Source organism: Pseudaeromonas pectinilytica, assembly GCF_054780855.1.
On the sequence record NZ_BAAGVN010000346.1, the window covers coordinates 1 to 24,112 of the forward strand.

At 55.7% G+C, this 24,112-nt stretch carries 21 protein-coding genes; 7 read left to right on the forward strand and 14 right to left on the reverse strand.

The features are described 5' to 3' along the window. The 3 genes from ACYVG7_RS16805 to ACYVG7_RS16815 all read right to left on the reverse strand — a co-directional run. Positions 1-233 (reverse strand): helix-turn-helix transcriptional regulator (locus ACYVG7_RS16805; protein WP_460884239.1); only part of this gene is annotated, 233 nt, incomplete at its 3' end. A gap of 121 nt (positions 234-354) precedes the next feature. Further along, positions 355-1,269 (reverse strand): nucleotidyl transferase AbiEii/AbiGii toxin family protein, encoded by a 915-nt coding sequence (locus tag ACYVG7_RS16810; RefSeq protein ID WP_148831150.1) that lies wholly within the window; start codon positions 1,267-1,269, stop codon positions 355-357. Positions 1,270-1,277: 8 nt separating this feature from the next. Continuing rightward, the gene (locus ACYVG7_RS16815) at positions 1,278-2,114 is read right to left on the reverse strand and encodes a type IV toxin-antitoxin system AbiEi family antitoxin domain-containing protein (RefSeq protein WP_395227972.1); all 837 of its coding nucleotides are present in this window, start codon (positions 2,112-2,114) and stop codon (positions 1,278-1,280) included. 916 nt (positions 2,115-3,030) lie between these two features. On the opposite strand from ACYVG7_RS16815, the gene ACYVG7_RS16820 reads away from it, so the two are divergent. Continuing rightward, positions 3,031-3,813 carry a substrate-binding periplasmic protein gene (locus tag ACYVG7_RS16820; RefSeq protein WP_460884240.1) on the forward strand — a complete coding sequence of 261 codons (783 nt, stop codon included), beginning with the start codon at positions 3,031-3,033 and terminating at the stop codon, positions 3,811-3,813. Positions 3,814-3,881: 68 nt separating this feature from the next. Here ACYVG7_RS16820 and ACYVG7_RS16825 read toward each other — a convergent pair whose 3' ends face one another. The 6 genes from ACYVG7_RS16825 to nudF all read right to left on the reverse strand — a co-directional run bounded on the left by ACYVG7_RS16825 (position 3,882) and on the right by nudF (position 9,137). Further along, complete coding sequence (locus tag ACYVG7_RS16825) at positions 3,882-4,484, reverse strand: YitT family protein (RefSeq protein ID WP_460884241.1); 603 nt, start codon at positions 4,482-4,484, stop codon at positions 3,882-3,884. A 221-nt stretch (positions 4,485-4,705) separates the two neighbouring features. Next, positions 4,706-6,598, reverse strand: a complete 1,893-nt coding sequence (gene parE, locus ACYVG7_RS16830; protein ID WP_460884242.1) for a DNA topoisomerase IV subunit B — start codon at positions 6,596-6,598, stop codon at positions 4,706-4,708. Between the two features lie 19 nt (positions 6,599-6,617). Further along, positions 6,618-7,199, reverse strand: a complete 582-nt coding sequence (locus ACYVG7_RS16835) for a YqiA/YcfP family alpha/beta fold hydrolase (protein WP_460884243.1) — start codon at positions 7,197-7,199, stop codon at positions 6,618-6,620. Then, on the reverse strand, positions 7,199-7,981 hold the full coding sequence (gene cpdA / locus ACYVG7_RS16840) for a 3',5'-cyclic-AMP phosphodiesterase (RefSeq protein WP_460884267.1): 783 nt from the start codon (positions 7,979-7,981) through the stop codon (positions 7,199-7,201). Before cpdA ends, ACYVG7_RS16835 begins: the two co-directional genes overlap by 1 nt. Positions 7,982-8,046: 65 nt before the next feature. Continuing rightward, positions 8,047-8,490 carry a DUF1249 domain-containing protein gene (locus tag ACYVG7_RS16845; protein WP_460884244.1) on the reverse strand — a complete coding sequence of 148 codons (444 nt, stop codon included), beginning with the start codon at positions 8,488-8,490 and terminating at the stop codon, positions 8,047-8,049. Then, positions 8,487-9,137: an ADP-ribose diphosphatase gene (gene nudF, locus ACYVG7_RS16850; protein WP_460884245.1), complete on the reverse strand. Its 651-nt coding sequence runs from the start codon at positions 9,135-9,137 to the stop codon at positions 8,487-8,489. The genes ACYVG7_RS16845 and nudF overlap by 4 nt, the downstream gene beginning before the upstream one ends. Before the next feature lie 261 nt (positions 9,138-9,398). Between nudF and tolC the strand changes: the two genes are divergently transcribed. Then, complete coding sequence (tolC, locus tag ACYVG7_RS16855) at positions 9,399-10,709, forward strand: outer membrane channel protein TolC (RefSeq protein ID WP_460884246.1); 1,311 nt, start codon at positions 9,399-9,401, stop codon at positions 10,707-10,709. A gap of 180 nt (positions 10,710-10,889) precedes the next feature. After that, a complete protein-coding gene (locus ACYVG7_RS16860) occupies positions 10,890-11,336 on the forward strand; it encodes a hypothetical protein (RefSeq protein WP_460884247.1) in 447 nt (148 codons plus the stop codon). Positions 11,337-11,471: 135 nt separating this feature from the next. Here ACYVG7_RS16860 and hldE read toward each other — a convergent pair whose 3' ends face one another. Next, a complete protein-coding gene (gene hldE, locus ACYVG7_RS16865) occupies positions 11,472-12,902 on the reverse strand; it encodes a bifunctional D-glycero-beta-D-manno-heptose-7-phosphate kinase/D-glycero-beta-D-manno-heptose 1-phosphate adenylyltransferase HldE (RefSeq protein WP_460884248.1) in 1,431 nt (476 codons plus the stop codon). Between the two features lie 122 nt (positions 12,903-13,024). Between hldE and lpxL the strand changes: the two genes are divergently transcribed. Further along, entirely contained in the window at positions 13,025-13,951 is a 927-nt protein-coding gene (gene lpxL, locus ACYVG7_RS16870) for an LpxL/LpxP family Kdo(2)-lipid IV(A) lauroyl/palmitoleoyl acyltransferase (RefSeq protein WP_460884249.1), read from the forward strand. 101 nt (positions 13,952-14,052) lie between these two features. Here the strand turns inward: lpxL and glnE are convergent, their stop codons facing one another. Next, positions 14,053-16,917, reverse strand: coding sequence for a bifunctional [glutamate--ammonia ligase]-adenylyl-L-tyrosine phosphorylase/[glutamate--ammonia-ligase] adenylyltransferase (glnE, locus tag ACYVG7_RS16875; RefSeq protein ID WP_460884250.1), 2,865 nt, complete (start codon positions 16,915-16,917; stop codon positions 14,053-14,055). A 179-nt stretch (positions 16,918-17,096) separates the two neighbouring features. Next, positions 17,097-18,623: a CYTH and CHAD domain-containing protein gene (locus ACYVG7_RS16880; protein WP_460884251.1), complete on the reverse strand. Its 1,527-nt coding sequence runs from the start codon at positions 18,621-18,623 to the stop codon at positions 17,097-17,099. 165 nt (positions 18,624-18,788) lie between these two features. Here ACYVG7_RS16880 and ACYVG7_RS16885 point away from each other — a divergent pair, with 165 nt between their 5' ends. The 3 genes from ACYVG7_RS16885 to ACYVG7_RS16895 all read left to right on the forward strand — a co-directional run bounded on the left by ACYVG7_RS16885 (position 18,789) and on the right by ACYVG7_RS16895 (position 21,643). Then, positions 18,789-19,469, forward strand: a complete 681-nt coding sequence (locus tag ACYVG7_RS16885) for a TIGR00153 family protein (RefSeq protein WP_460884252.1) — start codon at positions 18,789-18,791, stop codon at positions 19,467-19,469. An 18-nt stretch (positions 19,470-19,487) separates the two neighbouring features. Further along, positions 19,488-20,753 (forward strand): inorganic phosphate transporter, encoded by a 1,266-nt coding sequence (locus ACYVG7_RS16890; RefSeq protein ID WP_460884253.1) that lies wholly within the window; start codon positions 19,488-19,490, stop codon positions 20,751-20,753. 188 nt (positions 20,754-20,941) lie between these two features. Beyond that, positions 20,942-21,643, forward strand: coding sequence for a TIGR04211 family SH3 domain-containing protein (locus tag ACYVG7_RS16895; protein WP_460884254.1), 702 nt, complete (start codon positions 20,942-20,944; stop codon positions 21,641-21,643). 96 nt (positions 21,644-21,739) lie between these two features. On the opposite strand, the gene gspB is transcribed toward ACYVG7_RS16895, so the two are convergent. Then, positions 21,740-22,465, reverse strand: coding sequence for a type II secretion system assembly factor GspB (gene gspB / locus ACYVG7_RS16900; protein ID WP_460884255.1), 726 nt, complete (start codon positions 22,463-22,465; stop codon positions 21,740-21,742). Continuing rightward, on the reverse strand, positions 22,465-24,081 hold the full coding sequence (locus ACYVG7_RS16905; protein ID WP_460884256.1) for an ExeA family protein: 1,617 nt from the start codon (positions 24,079-24,081) through the stop codon (positions 22,465-22,467). Before ACYVG7_RS16905 ends, gspB begins: the two co-directional genes overlap by 1 nt. Positions 24,082-24,112 lie beyond the last annotated feature (31 nt).

Below are 24,112 nucleotides of genomic sequence, written 5' to 3' on the forward strand. Positions count from 1 at the left end.
AAGAAAGACGCTATAAACGCGGGCAGAAAAATAGTGATCGGCATGATGTTATTGGCCGATCGACATGATGTTATTAGCCACCACAGCTTGTTTCGTGTATTTCGGTTGATACGAGGTTGCGGCAAGCTGCCATCTTTTATTCTTCGCCAGAGCGTCGTATAGCTAATGTGGTAACGAGCCATCACTTCGTAAGATGTTAGAAAAGGGGTTACCTGGTGCGCTACTGCTGTCATCTGCATTCTCCTGAAAATCAATGTAAAGCTATCATCGCCTGATTCATCACTTGTTGATGGTCAGAAAGATGCATGATTTGTTCAGAAGATCAGCCCAGCATAAATGCCTGTATTTTTGACATCAAACACCGAGAACATCTTTCAACTTTGCTAGGGCTTGTGTATGTTTGTCATTCGGCATTTTTGCTAAATTGATTTGTTTCCATTTAATGGCAGGAAGCTCACTGACTCCATCTAAGCCGAGTAGAGACCAATCAGGCTCTCGATTTTTAAAGGATAGCAAAAAAGACTTTTCACTATCGGTCAGGCCTTGGTGAATGAGGTCTACTAGGCGCACTCTTACGGCTTCCAGCTCCACCAACGGTACATCCGTCTCGGCCATGTTGGTAAATTCACCTTCATAGGTGGCAGTAATATCCTTAAATTGCGGACTGAGTAACTCAGCCATTGGCCGATTATGGCTTGATAAATAAACGAGTAATGCTTTACGAATTTCATCCGTTAGGCCTTCATTCTCCAAAAGCCACTTCACATCAAATAAGTCTCTTGGATGCTGTCTATCTAATGCTGCACATATCTTTCCTGCATACAAATCAGCTAGATCAACAACTGGCATTTCAACATAGCCAAATTCGTCTTCTACAGCTGCGCAAACTTCCATCAACTTTGGTTCATAAACAGTACCTCGCAATACAGGTGATAGCTCGACTTTGATCTGCACACCGTTGCGAGCAACGATCAACCTTAGAGCATCGCGTTTTGAGCGATAGGCTTCCGTTAGCTCGATGTCTTTAAATGCTATTTTTAAATCTGAGCTAATAGCATCAAGTGCATCGCAAATTTCCTGCAAGGCATCATCACGGCTCTTCATTGGCAGATACACCAAATCAATATCGACCGATAAACGAGGAAAGTCTCTGACAAATAAATTGATTGCTGTACCACCTTTGAGGGCAAAGCATTGCTGTTTGGCAACGAAAGGCAATACCTGTATCAAAAGCTGTACTTGTTTGTAATAAATACTATTTCTATCCATCGCTGAACTTATCCTTTACTTGCTAACGCCATATGCTGAGGTACGGTTATCAGATACTCTGTATCCAGCTTTCCACCTTTAGCAACAACACGCTTACCTGAACCTAAGTCGTAATTTTCTACATTTAACTTATCAAACCAAGGATAAGCTTGGCGTTTTGCAAACCAAAAGAATAAGCGTTTGACCTTTACGCTTTTACACTCCTTTAAGAGCGCATCAAGCTTTCTTGGAGATAAGTTCACTAACCCCTGCATTAGCTCATCGGCATGTTCAAATGACACACTTTCAGGCAAATCCATCAACACTTCCAATATGGCTTTTTCCGGACATGAAAAATATACAGGTGGTAATTGCTCTCCCCATTCATGCTTTTTAACGAACGCTATATCTTGGGATAAACTATCAGGCCACAGTTTACTTGTACTATGTCCTTCGAACTTAATTGGCAATGACAGTCTCGCAAGCCAGGAAGGAAGCTTTTTCGTTGCATATAAATGAATATGAGGCGTACTTCCTAATGATAAGTATTGCGATAAACCAGATATGGACAATGCTGACAATCCACCGACCACGATAGACGGAAGTTGTTCATCGACACTTTTTTCCATCATACGCTGCATTGAAGCTACTACGCCTTCCCAAGTGACTGCTCGGGAATACTGACTGTAAACACCTGTAGCTAGTAGCAACAACGTATCGGTTTTGACAGCATTATCTAACGCATGAGCACTCAAGCCTTGCTCTGCAAGCCACTTCTTTGTAGCTAACATGCCATAAGGTAAAAGAGTTTTAAGAGATTGCTTATATGACTCTTTCACCGTTTCACGTTGGGGATGACTAACCATTTCTAAACACCAAACCCTTCTTCTAGTTTATCTCTTTAGGATTTCGCGGCGTAAATCGCCGTAAAACCTAGCTTTAATAAACTAACATAACAAAGGGAAGTTTACCATTTTTTCTATTTACGGCGCATAACGCCGTATAATTGCCATTTGTTAAACCAGCCCAGCTATTAACCCAAGCGATAAAATATCAAGCCCCATCCGCAGAGGTACTTATTGGCTCAAACCTATGAATAACATGGGCTACAAGGCGGTTTGTGTCATGAATTGCAATCAACATGCCTAACGAGAAAAATTTGTACACACTGTTTGTACACTCGCAACGATGACACATCAAAAACCACAATAGCGAACCCTTTAAATTCATAGGCTTACAAACATAAAACTAGAGATGATCGCATTTCTTCCGCTTTTGTAATGTCGAAACCAAAGTACCAAAAGCAGGAGGTACTTTCTTTATCAAACCCAGTAACCACAAGGCCTAGAGCCAGATTTGTGTCATGGAATTTTCGCCAATGGCCTCTAAAACGGAATTTGTACTCAAGTTTGTACACACTTTCCGAGGTTACGCTTGAACATCATTGAAAAGTAAAGAAACGAGAAAAAGACAAAAAGCCTTTAAATTCAGTACGTAGAGATGTGATTGTGGTGTGCAATGAAAGGTGGTTTTAAGCGTTGAAAGGCTGGGCGGCATCAGGGTGGGAGATGATGGCGAAGGTGCGGCGTTTGCCCACCTCGTTCAGGAACTCAGACATGAACACGTCCCGTAAACTGACTATGACGAATTTGGCCGCGGATTATAAACCCAAGGGTAGTTTTTACCCAAACAATTGCGCATGGCCATGGCAGACAAGCGATGGCTCGAACGATACACTTCTCTTATGAGCCATGGGTTTGCTGCCCTTTTTTCGGAGTCGCCATGCTATCTCGTGCCTGCCTGTGCATCCTTGGCCTCGTCGTCGCCCTGACGAACGGACTGGCCATGGCTGCCAGCGCCGGTCATTTGCACATCGGCGTCAGCTTTTCCATCCCGCCTTATGTGATTCAGGAGCAGGATCGCGGCATCGAAATCGATCTGCTGCGTGCAACCTTGCAAACGCCTGAATATGACCTGCATATTCATTACCTGCCGCTGGCGCGCAGCTTCCAGATGCTGGAAAGTGGCGAACTCGATGGCATGATCAACGTGCGCCCCGGCATGGTCGACACCAGCCGGATCCAGGAGGTCTATTACAGCCAGCCCGTGATCACCTTTCGTAACCAGCTCATCACACTCAGCAGTCGCTGGCCCGAGGGCAGCCTGACCCGGATGGCACAGCTGTCCACACTCAAGCTGCTGGCCTTCCAACGAGCGACCCAAATTCTGGGCCAGGAATTTGCTACCGCAGTGGCGCAATCCCCCTATTACGCCGAGACCGCGAAACAACCCCTGCAGGTGCGCCAACTGCTACGCGGTCGTATCGATGGTGCCGTCATGGAGGCTCGGGTCTTCAACTACTATCTGCGTCAGGCCCAGAACAGTGGGCAATTTCTGGATCATGAACTGGCCCAGCCGGTGGCTCATCACCCACTATTCCCTCCGACGCGCTACCACTTCGCCTTTCGCGATGCTGCAGTGCGTGACCTCTTCAACCAGCGTCTCGGCGCATTACAGCGCAATGGCGGCTATCAGAAGATCCTGGCGCGCTATGGTGTCGACTAGAACATTCACCACTACCATCGCGCTATAACGACTCAACAAAGTCATCAGCAAGAGTCAGAGCCCCATTCTTAGGAGGCGACCGGGCGGTAACGACCCGGCTTATGGTTCAAGGTCAGCACCAGATTGATGACGACGGAAGCAAGCACCGAGACCAGCAAGGTCAGGCCATTCCCGGCAAACGATGAACTCAGAACCACACCGCAATCCAGTAGCATCTGGGTTTTACCAACCGGATAGCGGTAACGCTCCTGCAACCACAGACACAGAATGTTGAAACCGCCCATGCTCGCTTTATGGCGGAACAGGATCATCAGCCCGATACCAATGAGCAACCCGCCCACCACAGCCGCATACACAGGCTGCAGCGTCGAGATCGCCAGCAAGCGGTCCATATGGTCGCCGCAGAGCGCAACACTACCGACCACCAGCATGGTCTTCAGCACGAAGCTCTTGCTCATATTGCGCAGTGCCATGGCATAGAAGGGAATATTCACCACGAAGAACCAGGTGCCAAACGACCAATCCGTGACTTTCTGCAGCAGCAGCGCCACTCCGACCGTGCCGCCGACGACGATGCCTGCCTGCTTGAAGAGGACAATCCCCAGCGAAATCAGCGCCACGGAGGAAAGCAGCGCAAACAGATCTTCGTGCCAGACATGAGACGGTTGCATCACAGACTCCTTATCTTCAGAAACCGATGTTCAGAGGCCGGGATGGTAGCAATCCGGCTACGACATCTGAATTCTGCTAGGTGCACCACGGGGGCTTCGGGTGTAAAGAAAAGCTGACACTGATGTCAAGGAATGGGCATTTCGTACAGATAACAAACGGCCCGAGGAATAAGCCCGGGCCGCAGAACCATAACCATCATCTCGAAAAGCCTAGCCAACTATCAGATCACCTCGGCCAGATTGCCCTTCTCTTCCAGCCATTCCCGGCGATCCGGTGCACGCTTCTTGGCGAGCAGCATATCCATCAGTTGCATGGTGTCATCGCCCTCTTCCAGCGTCAGCTGCACCAGACGGCGGGTATTGGGATCCATGGTGGTTTCCCGCAGCTGTTTCGGGTTCATCTCACCCAGACCTTTGAAGCGGGTGACCTGGATGGTGCCGCGCTTCTTCTCGGCCCGTAGCCGCTCCAACACTCCCTCTTTCTCACTCTCGTCCAGGGCGTAATAGACCTCTTTGCCCAGGTCGATCCGGTACAAGGGCGGCATGGCCACATAGACATGGCCGCGCAGCACCAGGGTCCGGAAGTGCTTCACAAACAGTGCACACAATAGGGTGGCGATGTGCAGACCATCCGAGTCCGCATCGGCGAGGATACACACCTTGCCGTAACGCAGTTCGGAGAGATCTTCGGAGTCCGGGTCCAGACCGATGGCGATGGAGATATTGTGCACTTCATCGGAAGCCAGCACTTCGGAGGCGTCCACTTCCCAGGTATTCAGGATCTTGCCACGCAGCGGCATGATGGCCTGGAACTCCCGATCCCGCGCCTGCTTGGCGCTACCGCCTGCCGAGTCCCCTTCCACCAAGAACAGCTCGCCCTGCATCGGATCGGAGCAGGCGCAATCGGTCAATTTGCCCGGCAATGCCGGCCCCTGGGTCACCTTCTTGCGCACCACGGTTTTGGCCGCCCGCAAGCGCTTCTGTGCACTGCTGATGCACATCTCGGCCAACTGGCTGCCGAGCTCGATATTGACGTTGAGCCACAGACTGAACGCATCCTTCACCACGCCAGAGACAAACGCCACGCACTGGCGGGAGGAGAGTCGCTCCTTGGTTTGCCCGGCAAATTGCGGATCCTGGATCTTCACCGACAGGATATAGGCGCAGCGATCCCAGATATCTTCCGGCGTCAGCTTGATGCCCCGGGGCAGCAGGTTGCGCAGCTCGCAAAATTCGCGCATCGCATCCAGCAACCCCTGACGCAGGCCGTTGACGTGAGTCCCGCCCTGCACCGTCGGGATCAGGTTGACGTAGGACTCGGCCAGACTGTCGCCACCTTCCGGTAACCAGCACAGCGCCCAGTCGATAGCCGATTGCTCGGTACTCAGGGAGCCGGTGAAGGGTTGCTCCGGCAAACAGACCGACTCCTTGACGGTGTCGATCAGATAATCGCGCAAGCCATCCTGATAGCACCACTCCTGACGCTCACCGCTCTGCTTATCCTCGAAGCTGATGGTGAGACCCGGACAGAGTACGGCCTTGGCCTTGAGCAGATGCACCAGCCGAGAGACGGAGAACTTCGGCGAATCGAAATAACTGACATCGGGCCAGAAACGCACCCGGGTGCCGCTGACGCGACGGCCACAGGTGCCGGTAATCGCCAGCTCGGCGGCCTTGTCACCATTGGCAAACGCCATTTCGTAGACCTGACCATCCCGCTTGACGGTGACTTCGACCCGGGTGGACAGGGCGTTGACCACCGAGATACCAACCCCGTGCAGACCACCGGAGAACTGGTAGTTCTTGCCGGAAAATTTGCCGCCGGCGTGCAGCTTGCAAAAGATAAGCTCGATGGCCGGAACCCCCTCTTCGGGGTGAATATCCACCGGCATCCCCCGGCCATCATCGATCACTTCCAGCGACTGATCCTCATGCAGGATCACCTGAATCGAGCGGGCATGACCGGCCAGCGCCTCATCCACACTGTTATCGATGACTTCCTGGCCGAGATGGTTTGGCCGGGTGGTATCGGTATACATGCCGGGACGACGACGAACGGGTTCAAGGCCCTTCAGGACCTCTATGGCATCTGCCTGATAATTGCTGCTGCTCATGTGGGGGCTTCTGCTGACGTTAGAGTTGGAGGAAGTTTACAATTTCTGGGCAGTAACGCTCAAATCCGCTGAATGCATGGTGACCGCCTTCTTCGAGAGTAACACGACTGTCGCGGTAGAAGTCGATAGCAACACGGTAATCCAGGACTTCGTCGCCACTTTGCTGTAGCAACCACAGCCGTTGCGGATAGCGAAGCGATTCCGGGTCCAACGCGGCCAATTCCTGCATATGCTCAGGCACCAGGGTATAGGCCACTCCGGTGTAGGGATTGACCTGCGCGCCCAAAAAATGACGCAGCAACAGCTGGGGATGCACCGCCGGATTCACCAGCACAGCGGGCAGCGCAAATTGCTCGGCCGCCACCGTGGCCCAGAACCCTCCCAACGAACTACCGATCAGGCCAACAGGACCGGAGGACAACGCCGAGGTGATACAGGCGGAAATAGCCGCCCACTCCTCACTCGGCGTATCGGGAAATGTAGGCCGCAAATAGTGGATATCGGGTCGAGCCTGCGCCAGATAATCCCCCAGCAACCGGGCCTTGGCCGAGTCACCGGAGGATTGAAAACCATGCAGATAGATGAGAGTTGGCTGCGCCATTAATAGCCGCCTGCGGCACCATCGGGGATGAAACAACCAGCGGGTAAACGATGCACTTGGGTTTCGACGCGGCCATCGGCATACAGCTGCAGATAACGCCAACCCGGTCCCTTGCTATCGAGGCCAAAGTCGCGACTCAAGGGCTCGAACTGGATACAGGTCGAAGGCGACGAGATAAACCGCACGCCGTTGTGTTCCAGATCGCTTTCCTGATGGACATGACCGCACAGCACCAGTTTGACGTTCGGAAAGCGCGCCAGCAGCGCCAGCAGATCCGGGGCATTCTTCAAATCGTGCTGATCCAGCCAAGTACTGCCGACCGGGAAGGTGTTGTGATGCAGACAGATCAGGGTAAAGCGATCCGGCTGCTGGTTCAGACACTGTTCGAGAAAGCCCATCTGTTCGGGTTTGAGCCAGCCGTGGGGCACGCTATACACCTGGGTATCCAGCATGATGATCTGCCAATGCGCCATCAAGATCTGCTGGGCATTGCTAATGCCCAAATCCGGCATCACCTGCCGCATCAGAGGACCGTCATCATGATTGCCGGGTAACCAGAAAATGGGCCGCCCCAACGGCTTGGCCATATCGGCAAAGCGGCGGTAGGAGTCTGGGGTATAGTCTTGGGAGAGATCCCCAGTCGCCAGGATCAGATCATAGGGTTGCTTCTGGGCCTGAATGGCTGCGAGAACAGCCGCCAGACTATCGGCAGTACGAATGCCCAATAGCTGTCCCTCTGCTTGAGCAAAGAGATGGGTGTCCGTGATCTGCAACAGGCGAATCGGTTGCTCGCTGCCGCCAACAGGGAGGGTAACAGTATCCAATTGGGCTATATTCTTCGTCGTAATTAATCTGGTCTGAATTCAAAAGCACCGTAGCCATGGGCCAGACAAAATCGCAACCATTCCGCCAGAAAGTGATTGCATTGCTCTTTCTCGTCTCTGTGATGCATCTTTTTGTTCGGGTAATGATAGCTAGACTGCAGCCGTGAAATCTGCTGACTGACACACACTTCGGCCATGCGGGCGTCATGATACAGACGCACCTGCAAATATGCCCTCAGATATTGTGGTAAGTTTTCATTATTTTGCGCCACTTCAAGTAATGTCGTGAAACGGCTCTCTTCGAGTACCCGAAGGCGAAAATCCAGGCCATCCGCCGCACTCAGGGCATAACCCTGCTTTTCGAAGACAACCGCGGGCAGTAATTTCATCAGCCCCATGTAGTTGGTTTCGCAAATTCGGTGCAAATTAGCCAGATCAGGCACATGCCGTTTCTTGAGCGTGATCATACTGCCGCCACAGGGCTCGCCCACGCCTGACGCACCCCATCCAGATGCAATTGCAGCCACTGCAACGCGATCACGGTGGCTGCGTTGTCAATACGCCCGGACTCGACCCAGGCGTAGGCTTGTTCGCGGGAAACTACATGCACCCGGATATCTTCGCCCTCATCGGCCAAGCCATGCAGACCGCTGGCCAGGCTACTATCCACTTCACCAATAAACACATCGATACGCTCTGTGGTACCCCCCGGGCTGACCAGATAACTCAGCGCAAACTGGCTACGAGCCACCGTCAATCCAGCTTCCTCTTCCGCCTCACGATGAATAACGCTAGCCGTGGACTCACCGGGTTCTATGATGCCCGCCACCATCTCCAGCAACCAGGGGCTGCGTTCACCATCCACGGCACCGATACGGAACTGCTCCAACAGCACCACCTCATCCCGCTGCGGGTCGTAGGGCAACATGGCGGCAGCATGACCCCGCTCGAACAACTCACGGGTCAGCGGCGCAGACCAGCCGCCGGCAAATAGCTTATGGCGCAGGGTATAGCGATTCATACGAAAGAAACCCTGATGACAGTTTTCCTGACGTAAAATTTCAACATCGGCTGCGGTAAAATAGGGCTCGGCAGCCAGCGGTAGTTGCGACATGGTAGACTCCGACAGGATCAGTTAGTGGCGGAATTGAAATGAAAGAGGCAAACAGAGAGCCATGAGGCTGGCAGGTTAACCTGAACCCGAGACCAATGGTAAGCTCGAGGGCAGTTTTTTTCGCCACCCCAACGCTATAGTAATGTCTCTAAACCGTTTTTTTACTTACACTCGTCGTTATTGGTGTCGTTCGGCAAGCGTCGCTGGCGATACAACCCTGGTCACTCGCTCAAGTCAGAATAATTCGGAGAAGCCCATTTTATGAACAAGCGTCTATTGTCCGCCCTCATCGTGATGAGTTTCAGCGGGTTTGCCAGTGCAGAAAATCTGCTCGACATTTATCGCCAGGCACAGGAAAAAGATCCGCAACTGCTGGAATCGAAAGCCCAGCGAGATGCTGCCTTCGAAAAAATCAATGAGGCCCAAGCCGCCAATCTGCCCCAAATCAATCTGGGTGCCGACCTGAATTATCAAAAAACCAACCAAGACGATAAACAGACCGCAGGCACTGCCGGGGCATCCCTGGGGTTGTCACAAGCCATCTACCGCCGCAGCAACTGGATCAATAGCGATATCTCCGAGAAGCAAGCCACTCAGACCGATGTAGCCTACAACTACGAAAAACAATCCCTGATTGTGCGGACCTCGGATGCCTACTTCTCGGTTCTGGCCGCCAAAGATACGCTGGAATACGTCAATGCCAATCTGGATGCCTTAAAGCGTCAGCTCGACGAAACCCAACAACGTTATAACGTCGGTATGACCGCCATTACCGATGTGCATGAAGCCAAGGCCGCTTATGATCTGGCCAGTGCCGATGTCATCACGGCCGAAAACAACCTGACCAATAGCTATGAAAGCCTGCGCCAGCTCACCGGTAGCGAACACAAACAGCTAGACCTGTTGGACACCAAACGCTTCACTCCAGTCGCACTCGGCGAAAACTCGGACAGCTGGATGAAACTGGCTGAAGAAAACAACCTGCAACTGCATCAGCAGCGCATTGCCAAAGATATTGCCAAGCAGCAGATTGACCTGGCACAGACCGGGAATGATCCAACCCTCGATCTGGGTGCCAATCTGGGTAGCACCTACACCGACTACAAGAACAGCGGTACCGGCTATGATGACGGCACGCTCAACAGCGGCAACATAGGTTTCAAATTTAACCTGCCGCTGTATACCGGCGGTGCCGTGGATTCTCGCGTCAAACAGGCACAGTTCAACTATGTTTCCGCCAGCGAGGCGCTGGAGAAGAGCCATAGATCGATTCAGGCAGACCTGTATCGCAACTACAACGATGTGAACGCAGCGATCGGTACGGTACGCGCTTACCAACAGTCCGTCATCTCGGCTGAAAGCGCGCTGACCGCGACACGGGCTGGTTATGAAGTCGGAACCCGCACCATCGTCGATCTGTTAGATGCAACCCGGAATCTCTACTCCGCGAAACAACAACTGTCAGCGGCTCGCTATAACTACATCCTCAAGCGTCTGCAACTCAAGCAGATTGCCGGTAATCTCCAAGAGCAGGATCTGGTTGAGGTCAACAGCGGTTTAAGCAAGAGCTAATTCAGACACTCAGTCTCCATAAGGCGCCTGCGGGCGCCTTTACATTTATTAACAGCCTGCTTTTCGCTCTTTCGAGCTCGATCGCGTTTCCAGCCTTTGTAAGCGGTTAACATTCAGTCCATCAACATCTTCAGTAACTTAGTTCGTTACCGGTTTTGTGCTGATTGAAAGGAGGCACGCATGAGTTTGTGGGATAAAGCCAAGCAACTCTTTGGGCAGAGCCCGCAGAGCAGCACCTTGCACGCGGTCAGCGCGCAGGATCATCTGGATGCCATCATCAAGGAGCGCCCGGATCTGTGCGATCCACTGACCAGCGATCCCAACGAAAAAACTGTCACCCGGGACAATGGCCGCGACATCATCTTTCTCGGCTGGCAAGTCTGTAATGTCGAGGAACGTCATGTCAAAGACGATCGCCGCCTGGCCTACCTGAAGCTATTCCAGACACGGGCCAACAAGTATGTCTGTCAGCGCATGACGCTGATCGACAACGAAGAAAAGAGCTATCAGGCGGTTACCGTGGAAGATCTGGAAGGTGTGAAACGCTTCTTTGGCGAAGGTAGCCTGGCGCTGGCACTCTATATCATGCTGGATCGTCAGTTTCCGGTGAGCAAGAAGAGCGCCTGAGCCGCGAGAGACGAGACACGAGACGGATGACAGCCTGGGGTTGTCATCCGTTTTTTTTCGTCCTGTTAACACGCGAAGCGCCAAACAAAAGGCCAGCACTTGTGGCTGGCCTTGAATCGTCCATCACTTGAAGGATCAGGATTCGCGTTCGATGATGGTCTTGATGATGGCACTGGTGGAACATCCATCTTCAAAATTCAGTACCAGCACCTGACCGCCATTGGCCGTCACCTCTTCATAACCGGCAATCTCGTGGGGCTGATAATCGCCCCCCTTGACCAGCAGGTCCGGTAACATCTCGGCAATCACCCGGCGTGGCGTATCCTCGCTGAAAGGCACAACCCAATCGACAGCGCCCAGACCGGCAAGCACGGCCATACGACGATCCACCGGATTGACCGGTCGACCCGGTCCCTTCAAACGAGTTACCGAGGCATCATCATTGACCGCCACGATCAGACGATCGCCCAGCTTGCGGGCATTTTGCAGATAGGAGACGTGACCGGCATGCAGGATGTCGAAGCAGCCATTGGTCATCACCACCCGCTCACCTCGACGGCGCGCGGCATCCACCGCAAATTTCAATTGCTGCTCGGTGACCACACCAAAGCCTGATTCATGGTCACCATATACCGCATTGGCCAACTCAATCGGGCTGACGGTGGAGGTCCCCAGCTTGCCAACCACGATACCCGCCGCCGTGTTGGCCAAGGCGCAGGATTCATCCAGTGTCTTACCTGCCGCCAGAGCCGTCGCCAAGGTACCGATCACCGTATCACCGGCACCTGTGACATCGAACACTTCGTGGGCCTGAGCGGGCAGATGTAACTCTTCTTCTCCAGCCCGGATCAGGGTCATACCATGTTCAGAGCGGGTGACCAACAAGGCATCCAGTTCGAAACGAGCCACCAGCTCCAGGCCTTTTTTCACCAGATCCTGTTCGTCACGCACTTTGCCGACCACGGCTTCAAATTCGGACATATTCGGTGTCAGCAAGGTGGCCCCCCGATACTTCTCGAAATCGGTGCCCTTGGGATCGACCAGTACCGGAACTCCTGCTGCCCGGGCCAGGGTGATCATCTGCTGAACCGCCGCCAGCGCGCCCTTACCATAATCGGAGAGGATGACCACATCGACGCGAGACAAGGCCGCCTGGGTTCTGGTCAGCAACGGCTCCGGATCCACGGCATGAAAACCTTCTTCAAAATCCAGACGCAACAGTTGCTGGTTACGGCTGAGGATCCGCAACTTGGTAATGGTCGGGAAGTTGGCCAGACGCACAAAATCAGTTTCAACACCGACCGATGTCAGCTTGTCGGCCAAGGCAGTCGCCGCCTCATCCTGACCGGTCAGACCTAATAAAATCGAGCTAGCCCCCAGTGCGGCAACGTTCAATGCCACGTTAGCGGCACCACCCGGGCGCTCCTCATTGTGTTCGACCTTGACCACCGGAACCGGGGCTTCGGGAGAAATGCGACCGGTGGGACCAGACCAATAGCGGTCCAGCATGACGTCGCCCACCACCAACACTCGGGCCTTTTCAAAATCAGGCAGCGTGATCTTCATAATCAGACTCTCACAGACAAAATCCTGCCGCAGTCTAGCACACAGACACCAGCGATTCGCCTGATGCAAGGCAAATCTGCTAACATGCAGGGCGTTTTCCACTCGCATCGCGGAGTATTTTGATGTCTTCAGCACCCACCGCTCGCCTGAGTCTGGCGATGTGTCATCCTCGTTATTGGCCTCTCTGGGCCGGGCTCGGCTTGCTCTGGTTATTGGTACAACTGCCTTATCGTTGGCAGATGGCGCTGGGACGCAAGCTCGGTCGGCTCTCGATGTTACTGCTCAAACGCCGGGTACAGATCGCCCGTCGCAATCTGCAGTTGGCGATGCCGGAGCTGGATGATGCCGCTCGCGAACGGTTGCTGGTCGCCAACTTCGAAAGTGTCGGTTGTGCCGTATTCGAAACCGGGATTGCCTGGTATTGGCCCGATCAGCGGCTGCGCCGCATCATGCACATCCAGGGCGATGAACATGTCCGGGAAGCCGTCGCCGGAGGCGAAGGCATGCTGCTGCTCTCTTGCCATTTCATGACCCTGGAACTCAATGCCCGGATGTTCGGTATCCTGCATCCCGGCGTGGGTGTCTATCGCCCCAACGATAATCCGGTGATGGAATATGCCCAAGTACGCGGCCGGACTCGCTCTAACAAGTGCTTGCTGGATCGGGGGGATATCAAGGGGATGATCAAAGCCCTGCGCAAGGGAGAGGCACTCTGGTATGCCCCGGATCATGACTATGGCCGCCACGCCAGCGTATTTGTCCCCTTCTTTGCCGTCGAGCAGAGCGCTACTATCACCGGCACAGCCACGCTGGCACGGGTCAAAAATGCTGTGGTGTTGCCCTGTTATACCCTGCGCCTACCCCAGGGTGGCTACAAGTTGGTGATCGGCGCGCCGTTGCAGAACTTCCCGACTGGTGACGACATAGCCGATGCCACCCGCAGTAATCAGGTGATTGAAGCCGCCGTCCGCCAGGCGCCAGAGCAATACATGTGGCTACACCGTCGCTTCAAGACTCGCCCCCGCAAAGGGGATCCATCCCTCTACTGAGGCCGACTGCCATAGGGCAACCAGCAAAAAGGCAATGTCGACGGACATTGCCTTTTTTGTTCAGGGCTTACGGGCATCCGCACCCACGTTATCCCTGATTGTTAACTAGCGGTGTTGACCAGCAGTTTCTGCCACAAAGCAGTGACCCACTGCCGCTCGGCCAGTAATTCGCCACCCTCTACAATCCGGCTCTGGCCGGAAAGCGTGCAGCGGTGGGCCATATCGCGGATCGCTAGATAGGCCTTTTTCAATCGGGCTGATTCCTCATCCGTCAACAAACCCTCCTCGGCGCAGGTATCGAAGATCCGCACATTGTCACTCCAGCGGGTCATAGTGTCGGGATGGGCTTCGGCATAGGCCAGCACCAGATACTGGGCCATAAACTCGATATCGGTCATCCCCCCCGCACCTTGTTTCAAATCATACTGCTCGGCGGTTCCTCGCAGCAGATGAGCGCGCATCTTGTCGCGCATCGCCACCACCTCCTGCTGCAGGGCGGCCTGATCGCGATGGCGACTCAGCACCTGTTGGCGGATCTGGTTGAAATCAGCCACGATCGCCGCCTCACCGACCACAGCCCGCGCCCGCACCAGCGCCTGATGCTCCCAGGTCCAGGCCTCATGGTTCAAGTAGTGCTCATAGGCATGCAACGACGAGACCAGCAGCCCGGAATCACCAGAGGGGCGCAGACGCATATCCACATCGTAGAGAATGCCGGAGGGAGTGCGGGTACTGAACAGATGCAGGATACGCTGCGCCAGCCGGACATAGAATTGCCGCACATCGATGGGTCGATCCCCATCGGTGACACCTACCGGATCGCCACCGTGCAGGAACACCAGATCCAGATCCGAGCCATAGCCCAGTTCTATGCCACCCAGTTTGCCGTAGGCCACGACACAGAAGCTGCGCTCCCCGGTTTGCCGGGTATGGGGCGGAAGGCCGTAGCGGACGATGAGCTGACTCCAGGCCTGCGCGACCACCTCCTCCAGGATCGCCTCGGCGAGCCAAGTCAGATGGTCACTGACCTGCATCAGAGGCAAAGCACCGGCAATGTCCGCGGCGCTGATCCGCAACAGTTGGATCTGCTTGAATTGCCGCATCGCCTCCATCTGTTGCTCGACATCCTCCTCCGGCACACGCATCAGGTATTGTCGCAGCTCATCACGATATTGATTCAGAGGAGTGGGGTGATACAGATGCTGGGGATCCAGCAGTTCATCCAGCAAGATCGGGAAACGGGCCAGTTGCTTGGCCACCACCTCGCTGGCGGCACACAACTGCAGCAACTGGTTCAACACACCGCGGTTCTCTACCAGTAACTGCAGATAAGCCGAACGGGTCATGATTTGGCTGAGCAGCGTCTGGACCCGGGCAAACAGTGTCGCGGGAGCCTCATGGCCAGCAATGGCCAGTAACAGTGCTGGCATCAGGCGGTTGAGCGCCTCGCGCCCTTGCGGGCCGATGGAGCGTCGATGGCAGTCGGCACGGAAGGTGACCAAGGCCGCCGCCAGCGCCTCCCCCTCCTGAGGGCATACCGCCAGCAGCAAGGGGGTGGTCTCCTCCAGGGTCAGGTTGGTTTGCCAGAGATCATGCCAAATCTGCGGCACATCATCCTGCTCCGCTTCGGCATCACCGATCACGGCAATAAATTCACGTCGCACCAACGCCATCACCTGCTGTAGCTCGTGGTAGAAACAACTCCAGTCGGCATAGCCCAACGCGGTAACCAGCCGGAGACGATCCCGCTCGGATTCCGGCAAGGTCTGGGTCTGCTGATCACCGATTTCCTGCAGTATGTTCTCGACCCGACGCAAGAAGCGATAGCTCTCCTGCAAGCCATCAACACTGGATTGAGCCAAAGCACCGCTACGCCCCAGCTCGGCCAGCACTGCAGGCAAATGACGGATTTGCAGGGCCCGCTCACGACCACCGCGGATCAGCTGGTAGACCTGGGCGATAAACTCCACCTCGCGGATCCCCCCGGCCCCCAGTTTGATATTGTCCTTGAGCCCCTTGCGCCGCACCTCGGCTTCAATCATGCCCTTCATTTTGCGCAGAGCATCAATAGCACCGAAGTCGATGTAGCGCCGATAGATGAAGGGGCGAAGCAGCTGCTGCAACTCTTCGCCAGCAGCGGTTTTCGGCCCTAACACCCGGGCCTTGACCATGGCATAGCGTTCCCAACTGCGACCATGATGCTGGTAGTAATCCTCCATGGCGGCAAAGCTCACCGCCAGGGGGCCTGCATCGCCGAACGGTCGCAACCGCATATCCACCCGAAACACCTGACCATCGGCCGTGGTTTGATGCAGCGCGTTGATCAGCTGCTGTCCCAGACGAATGAAGAAGGTCTGATTGTCCAGCGCCCGACGTCCACCTTGTGTCTCGCCATTTTCCGGGAAGCTGAAAATCAGATCGATATCGGAGGAAAAGTTAAGCTCGCCACCGCCCAGCTTGCCCATGCCCAGCACCACCAACTCCTGGGGAACCCCATCGGCATTCACCGGTGTGCCCTGTTCCCGGCAGGCCTTGGCGTACAGCCAAGCCAGCGCCTGAGTAATTAAGGCATCGGCCAGTGCCGAGAGATGAACAAAACTCTCCTCGACGGCGGAGAGCCCCAATAGCTCACGCCAGGCAATCACCATCATGTGGCGGCGGCGAAAACGGCGCAGCAGTTGTTTGAAACGATCTTCGTTATCCACGGTCGCCAATTCGCTCGCCAATGCCGGCGCATAGTCACCATGACGCTCGGCCTGCTGCAGCTCTGAACCCTGCAACAGCTCGATCAGCAGTGTCGGCGCATGAATGGCCGACTCGGCAATAAAATCGGAGAGCGCGAAGACTCGCATTAACGTGGGTTGGAATGGCGTAATGACGGCCAGTTGATCCGCATCCAGCAATGGCAGCAAACGCTGCCAATGACGGTTGGCCTGATCCTGAAGCACGGAGGGTAAATCGGACATGAAACATTCCTGCATGACGAGGCGCCAGCGGGCGCAGATGGCCTCAATCTAGCACTGCCGCCCCGTCATGGCAGCCTTTGTGGGGAAAAAGCCGGATCCGGATCGCCAGGATCCCTCCCCATCGCTGCTCAGATTGCCCGTGGGATCCCCACCTCGGACAGAGACACAAAAGCTGAGACTTACTCCTCAGCCGAGGAAGATTGCTGCCAATACGGCAGCATGTCCCGAGCCTGCAGACGGGCCTGATCCAGCTCGATGAGTCGCGGTTCAATCTTGGCCGTCAGCCACTCTTCCAACTCCAACCGCGCCTGGGTGCTCAAGGTGACCGCCGCCTTATCCAACACCTCGAACTGCTCCAGCTCTTCCATGCGCCGCAAGATATTCAACCAGGGTAGTCGGAAGCCCTGTTGCAGCTCATCATCAAACAGGGCCGCAAAACTGACGCCCACCAATAGATTACGCCGCAGTTTGCCGACCAGCGTCAGATAGGCGCTGTACTCCAACTGTGGTTCCTGCATATCGCCCTGATGCAGCTCCTGCCAGCTCTGATCCAGCTCGGCGCGCGCATAGGGACGCAGCGGCAAACGCGCCAGCTCTGGTAACTGGTCTGCGGCATTCTGGGCGGCAAACAGCCATTGATTCACATCCAGCAGCAAATGAGCATAACGGGCGGAGTAACACAGCTGTTGCATGGCGGCCAAGGAAGGTAGTTGCCGTTGTCGCTGCTGCAGAGCCAGGAGTAGCGGATCGTGGCACGGCAGACCACGTAAATAATGGCCGCGCTCGGCGGTCAAACGCTCCAGCGCCAAGGCCTCATCCAGCCACTGCAACTCGTGCTCCAGCCAGCTCAGTTCATCCTGCCAGGGGCGAGGCGCCATCTGCACCAGCAGATCGGCAAAGAATTGCTGGGTCTGTTGCAACAGCGCGACCCCGTTACGCAGCTGGGTCAGAGCCGCCAGGGAAGGTTGTTCGAGAAACAGCTGCTCATGGTACTGCCAGTGATTGAAGGCAAAGCCGAACACCGCAAACAGGCCATCGACCACCTGCATCGTCTCGCTGACCGGAACGAAGCCCATGCGCTGAACTTCCGGCTCCGGGGTTAATCCGGCCAGACGGTAACCACGCTGCGCCTTGGAGATGCTCCCCAGCCGCAGATTGCCCAGCGCCAACAGCTCCCGGGCGACGCCAAACAGGCTCAGCGCATCGCCGCTGATCAGCTCCAGCTCCAGCTCGCACAAGGGCTCTTGCAGACCGGAGGCCTCGATCAATCCCTGATCAAACGCCAGTTCGATCTCAGTACCGTCGGCCAGCAGCAACCGCCAAGCCTGACGGCGAAAATCAGTCCGGAACTGGGGGCGTATATCCTGTTGCAGAGAGCCCAAATCACAACCCTGCGGCCAAATCTCCGCCGGAAAACTCGCCAGCTGCGGCCACTCGCCATCGAGCGGCAGATTATATTCCGGACGCTGATGCAAGCCACCGATGGTCTGGCCGCGACACTTGATGGTCTGTTCATGCTGACCATCCTGAGTCCGGATCCGCAATCCAAATTGCCAGCTGCGCAGGCGCCGATCTTCGGTATCAAAATAGACATTGGCCAGGTGCCGATCCGTGTGGCTCAACACGGTATAAGCCGTCACTTGCCGGGTCAGATCGGCAGAAAGATCCCGGTTGGCTAAAAATTTTAATTCGACTTCAGTAGTCATCAGACAAGTCCACAAGACAGGGGATCCAGGCCACCCATTACTGGATGTGCAGATTTAACCGTTATATTTAACATGAATTTCCGTGTTATTTCCGCATCCAGCTTCGGTTAGGATGCGCGCCTGCATCGTCAGAATGCACATAAATTCACCAGCATAGGTATCGCCATGCCAGTAAATACCATATTAGGACTCTTTGCCAAGTCACCACTCACTCCGCTGCAGGAGCATATCCGCAAGGTACATGAGTGCTGCACCTTGCTACGACCTTTTTTCCGGGCAGTAGAAGCGGGCGACTGGAATAGCGCGGCACAACAGCAGCAGGCGATAGCCCATCTGGAGCGCGAGGCGGATCAGCTCAAGCGCGATATTCGCCTGAAATTGCCTCGCGGTCTCTTTATGCCAGTAGCACGTACCGATCTGCTGGAGCTATTAAGCCAGCAGGACAAGATCGCCAATCGCGCCAAGGATATCGCCGGGCTCATGCTGGGCCGCCGTCTGGCAATCCCTGCCGGGCTGGGAGATGATTTCGATGCCTATCTGAACCGCTGTCTGGATGCCACGGCCCTTGCCAGTCAGGCCATCGGCGAGCTGGATGATCTGCTGGAAACTGGCTTTCGCGGCAAGGAGCTGGAACTGGTCGAGCAGATGGTACAGCAGTTGGATGATATCGAAGATGACACCGACCGCTTGCAAGTAGAGCTGCGGCAAAAACTCTATGCCCGTGAAGCACAGATGAACCCAATCGATGCCATCTTCCTCTACAAGGTGCTGGATCAGATCGGTGATCTGGCCGATCAAGCCGACCGAGTCGGCGCCCGCCTCGAACTCATGCTCGCCCGTAGCTAACCCTGACGAGACTCATTGATGGATATTTTGACTCAATACGGCACCCAGCTGGTGCTGATTGCTGCTGCATTCGGCTTTCTGATGGCCTGGGGGATCGGCGCCAATGATGTCGCCAACGCCATGGGGACTTCGGTCGGCACCAAGTCATTAACGATTCGCCAGGCGATCCTGATCGCCATGGTATTCGAATTTGCCGGTGCTTATCTGGCCGGTGGTGAAGTGACCGCCACCATCAAGGATGGCATCATCGACAGCACCGCCTTCAGCGCCCAACCGGACCTGCTGGTGCTGGGAATGATAGCAGCACTGCTCGCAGCCGGGATCTGGCTGGTGCTGGCCTCCTTCTACGGATGGCCGGTCTCCACCACCCACTCCATCATCGGTGCCATTGTTGGCTTTACCCTGGTCAGTGTGGGTGCCGATGCAGTGCAGTGGGGGAAGTTTGCCGGTATTGTCGGCTCCTGGATCGTGACACCCGCACTCTCGGGATTGCTGGCTTATCTGCTGTTTATCAGCGTACAGCGGTTTATCTTCAATAGGCCCCATCCCTTGCAAAGTGCCAAACGGGTAGGCCCTTTTTATATCTTTCTGACGGCACTGGTGCTCTGTGTGGTGACCCTGCAAAAAGGGCTCAAACATGTAGGTCTGCAACTGGATACTGTCGAGAGTCTGCTGATTTCGTTCCTGATCGCCCTGCTGGCGGGTGTCGTCGGCTGGTTCTTCATTCGCCGTATGCATTTTAATCCCCAGGCGGATATCCGGATGCACTACACCAATGTGGAGAAGGTGTTCGGTATTCTGATGGTGGTAACGGCTTGTGCCATGGCGTTTGCCCATGGCTCGAACGATGTCGCCAATGCCATAGGTCCCCTCTCGGCTGTTGCCGCCACTGTCAACAACGCCGGGCAGATAGTGGCCAAGAGTCATCTCGACTGGTGGGTGCTACCTCTAGGAGCGGTCGGAATAGTCCTCGGCCTCGCCATCATGGGTAAGCGAGTCATGGCGACCGTCGGCACCGGCATCACCCATCTGACTCCGAGCCGCGGCTTTGCCGCCCAACTGGCAACCGCCAGCACAGTGGTCATTGCCTCGGGGACAGGGCTGCCCATCTCGACCACCCAGACGCTAGTCGGGGCCATTATGGGAGTGGGTCTGGCTCGGGGCATTGCCGCGATCAACTTGGGGGTGGTGCGCAATATCGTCATCTCCTGGGTCATCACCCTGCCCGCCGGTGCCCTGCTGTCCATCGTCATCTTCTGGGCTCTGGAGTGGCTATTCTATTAACCCCACGTAGCTGCGGAGACAGCACCGAGACATACCAGGGGCTGGGCTCTAACTGCCAGGATGGCGAGCAGATGGCGGACACAGAGGGGCATGGAGTGCCACCACCGCCACATTGCCTTCTGTCGGGGCTTGTCGGAAAGTGCCGTGCCGCTTATGCTGCCGACTCCTCCTTCTGATGGATATCCAGTGTGAAAGCGACTCCTGTAGCCTTGCTGCTCGCCATGAGCCTGCCCGTGAGTGTGGCATTGGCCGAACCCTCACCCTCCGCTGCGGCACCAGAGCCCACTCCTGCCGCCATGCAGGAATCAGCCACCAGCACAACGCCTAGCTCAGGCGTCAGCCGCTATGTTTCCGATGATATCTTCACCTATCTGCATGGCGGTCCGGGCAAGCAATACCGGATCCTCGGCAGCGTCAAAGCGGGTGATAAGGTGCAGTTTCTGGCCCTGGATGCCAGTGGCAAGTACGCCCAAATCATCGATGGTAAGGGACGAACTGCCTGGATCCTCGGCAAGGAGTTGCAAACAGCCCCCAGTTATAGGACCCAGGTTGCCACCTTGCAGGAGCAACTCCGCCAGCTGCAGTTGAAAATGGATAACATAGATTCCGATCAGGCCCGGGAGCTGAAGGAAAAACGGGAGCGCCTGACCCTGCTCGAACAGCAAGTCAGCCAGCAAGAGCAGCAACTGACAGAGCAAGGCAAGGAGCTACAAACCCTGCGCCAGCAAAAACAAAAATTGCAGCAAGACTTGGGTACCAAGGAGCAGGATCAGCAATATCGTTGGTGGCGCGAAGGCGGCTATATCGCCGGGGTCGGCCTGTTACTCGGCCTGCTGCTGCCCTATCTGCCACGTCCCCGTCGACGCAGCAAAGATCGCTGGATGAACTGATCCGGCCTGAACCCAAGCCTGAGCCCAAGAAAGCACTGAACTCGATAAAAAAAGCGCCGGATCCGGCGCTTTTTTGTTTTCCTCGACTGCAACCGCCTACTGCGGACCATTCCAGTCGGTGAGGGATTGCAGACTGAAACTCTGCCGCCCGACGCGGAAGATGCTGTAATCGGCCTGGATCTGCAGCAGCTTGACGCCCGGGGCGATCTCATCCCCTTCATGATAATCCCGACCATTCAGCGTCACGATGCGATTGCTGGCCGTCGAGGAGTAGACATGGGAGCTGTAACGCAACGCCGGCACCTGATTGCTGATCCCCGCCGGCAAATCGGCCAGCGCTGTCGCCGAGGGCGGAGCCACTTCGGCCACCGGCTGGATCTCGCTGGCCCCGGGCTCACCGGGTGCGGCCTGCACTGCCTGCATAAAGCGCTGGGCCAACGCAGGAGATACGCCATCCATATTCATGTTACTCAGAGGATCCGTCGCCCGGGGTGCCACGGTCTGAGCCGGCATCACCACTTCGGTCATCTCCGGAGCTATCGGGAACGGTATTGTGGTGAACTCGTAGGCGGTCGAAGCCAGACGATAGGGTAACGGAGTTGGCTCCTTGAGCTCGACCCGCTCCTCAATCGGCTGATTGTGCCACCAGTGCCATCCATAGTTGGCCGCAGCGCCCAACACCAGACACAAGGGTAAGCCGATGAGCCAGGCCAGCAGCGGCCCCAACCATTGCCGCTCCCGCTCGACTCCCAGTCCCAGACTCGCCTCGAAGGCATGTCCCGGACGTTCATGCTGCCGTTTGGCAGATAGCAGAATAGACATCAGCTGGCTCCCTGTTCCTGAGGTGGTGCGCTGGCGTTGAGCTCATCCAGCGGTCGATCCAGACGCGGCATGGGTTCCCGACTACGGGCATTGAGGCGGATCAGCGTCTGGGTTCCCGCGACACCATCCGGCTTGAGACCTTCATTTTCCTGGAAGCGCTTGAGCTTGGCCGCCAATTCACTGTCAAACTTGCTTACTTTACGCGGCCGCTCCTTGAACGCCCGGCTCAGGGCATTCTCCAGCCATTGCAGATCGGCCTTGTTGCTGCGTGGCGTTATGCTGCGAGATCCGCTCTTCGGCAAGCGCCACAGCAAGGTGTACTCATCCCCCCAGGCCTGGGTCAGCCAGTCACGGGTTACCGTCCAGGCCTCACCATCCACCAGCAGATCCGCTTCCTTGTCGTCAATCCGCAACAGGTCGGCGTAAAACTCGGTGGCATTCTCGTCATACAAACGTACAACCGCCGGATGATCCAGCGACACCAGCTCATCCAGCGGCCCACTGCCCTGCTGGCAGAGCAAGCCGACCCGCGATGCTGCATCACAGTTGGCCTCATCCAGCGACGGCTCGAAGCCCCAGACCCGGAACAGGGTCAACATGGCTTCATCCTGATAGACGGCCTGCTGCAGCGACTTCTCGAAATGTTTCATCAGTTTGGCATCCGGCGGCAACTTGATCGGCACCTCGACGCGATGCACTTGCTGCTCGGGGAAGAACCCCCAGTGCTGCCAGCCAAGCCAGCCAGCCCCCAGCATAAGCAGACCACACAGAGCAAAGGCTGCAACACCCCAACCACTGGTGCCTTTATCTTGCACCCCCATGGCATCATAGGCGGCTTGTACCACCACCTTGTCGCTGATCTTCGCCTGCCCTTCGGCATAAGCGCCTAGCAGAGCTCGTTCGGCAATCAAGTTGATGATGCGGGGAATACCGCCACTGAGGCGATGCAAAGCCCGGATCGCCACGGGCGTAAAGATGGGCTGCACACAACCGGCGACCTGCAAGCGGAATCGCACATAGGCGTCGACGTCGTCGCGCGACAGTGGCAAGAGGTGATAACGTGCGGTAATCCGTTGTGCCAGTTGCCGCAATAACGGTTGGCGCAAGAGCTGCTGTAGCTCCGGCTGGCCGATCAGTACCACTTGTAGCAGTTTGGCATCATCGGTTTCCAGATTGGTCAGCAACCGCAACTGCTCCAGAACCTCGGCAGAAAGGTGCTGGGCCTCATCGATCAGCAAGAGCGTCTTGCGTCCTGCCGCCCGGTTGGCCAGCAGGTAATCGCGCAGCAGATCGAACAACTCCTTGATGCCGGCCTCGGCGGTGTAGGCCAGCTTGAATTCATCGCAAATTGAGGCCATCAATTCGCGCTCGGTCAGCGTCGGGTTGAGCACCAACGCCAGATCGGTATCCTCTGGCAGTTGCTGGCGCAGGCAACGAGATACCGTGGTTTTGCCAGTACCCACCTCACCGGTGAGCAATACAAAACCACCGCCTTCGCGCAAACCATAGTTCAGATGGGCCAGCGCTTCGGTGTGGCGCTCGCTCATATAGAGGTATTTGGGGTTTGGCGAGATGGAAAACGGACTCTCCGTCAGGCCAAAGAACGTTTTGTACATAGTGACTCTCCCGGCGAGGAGCAACACAGAC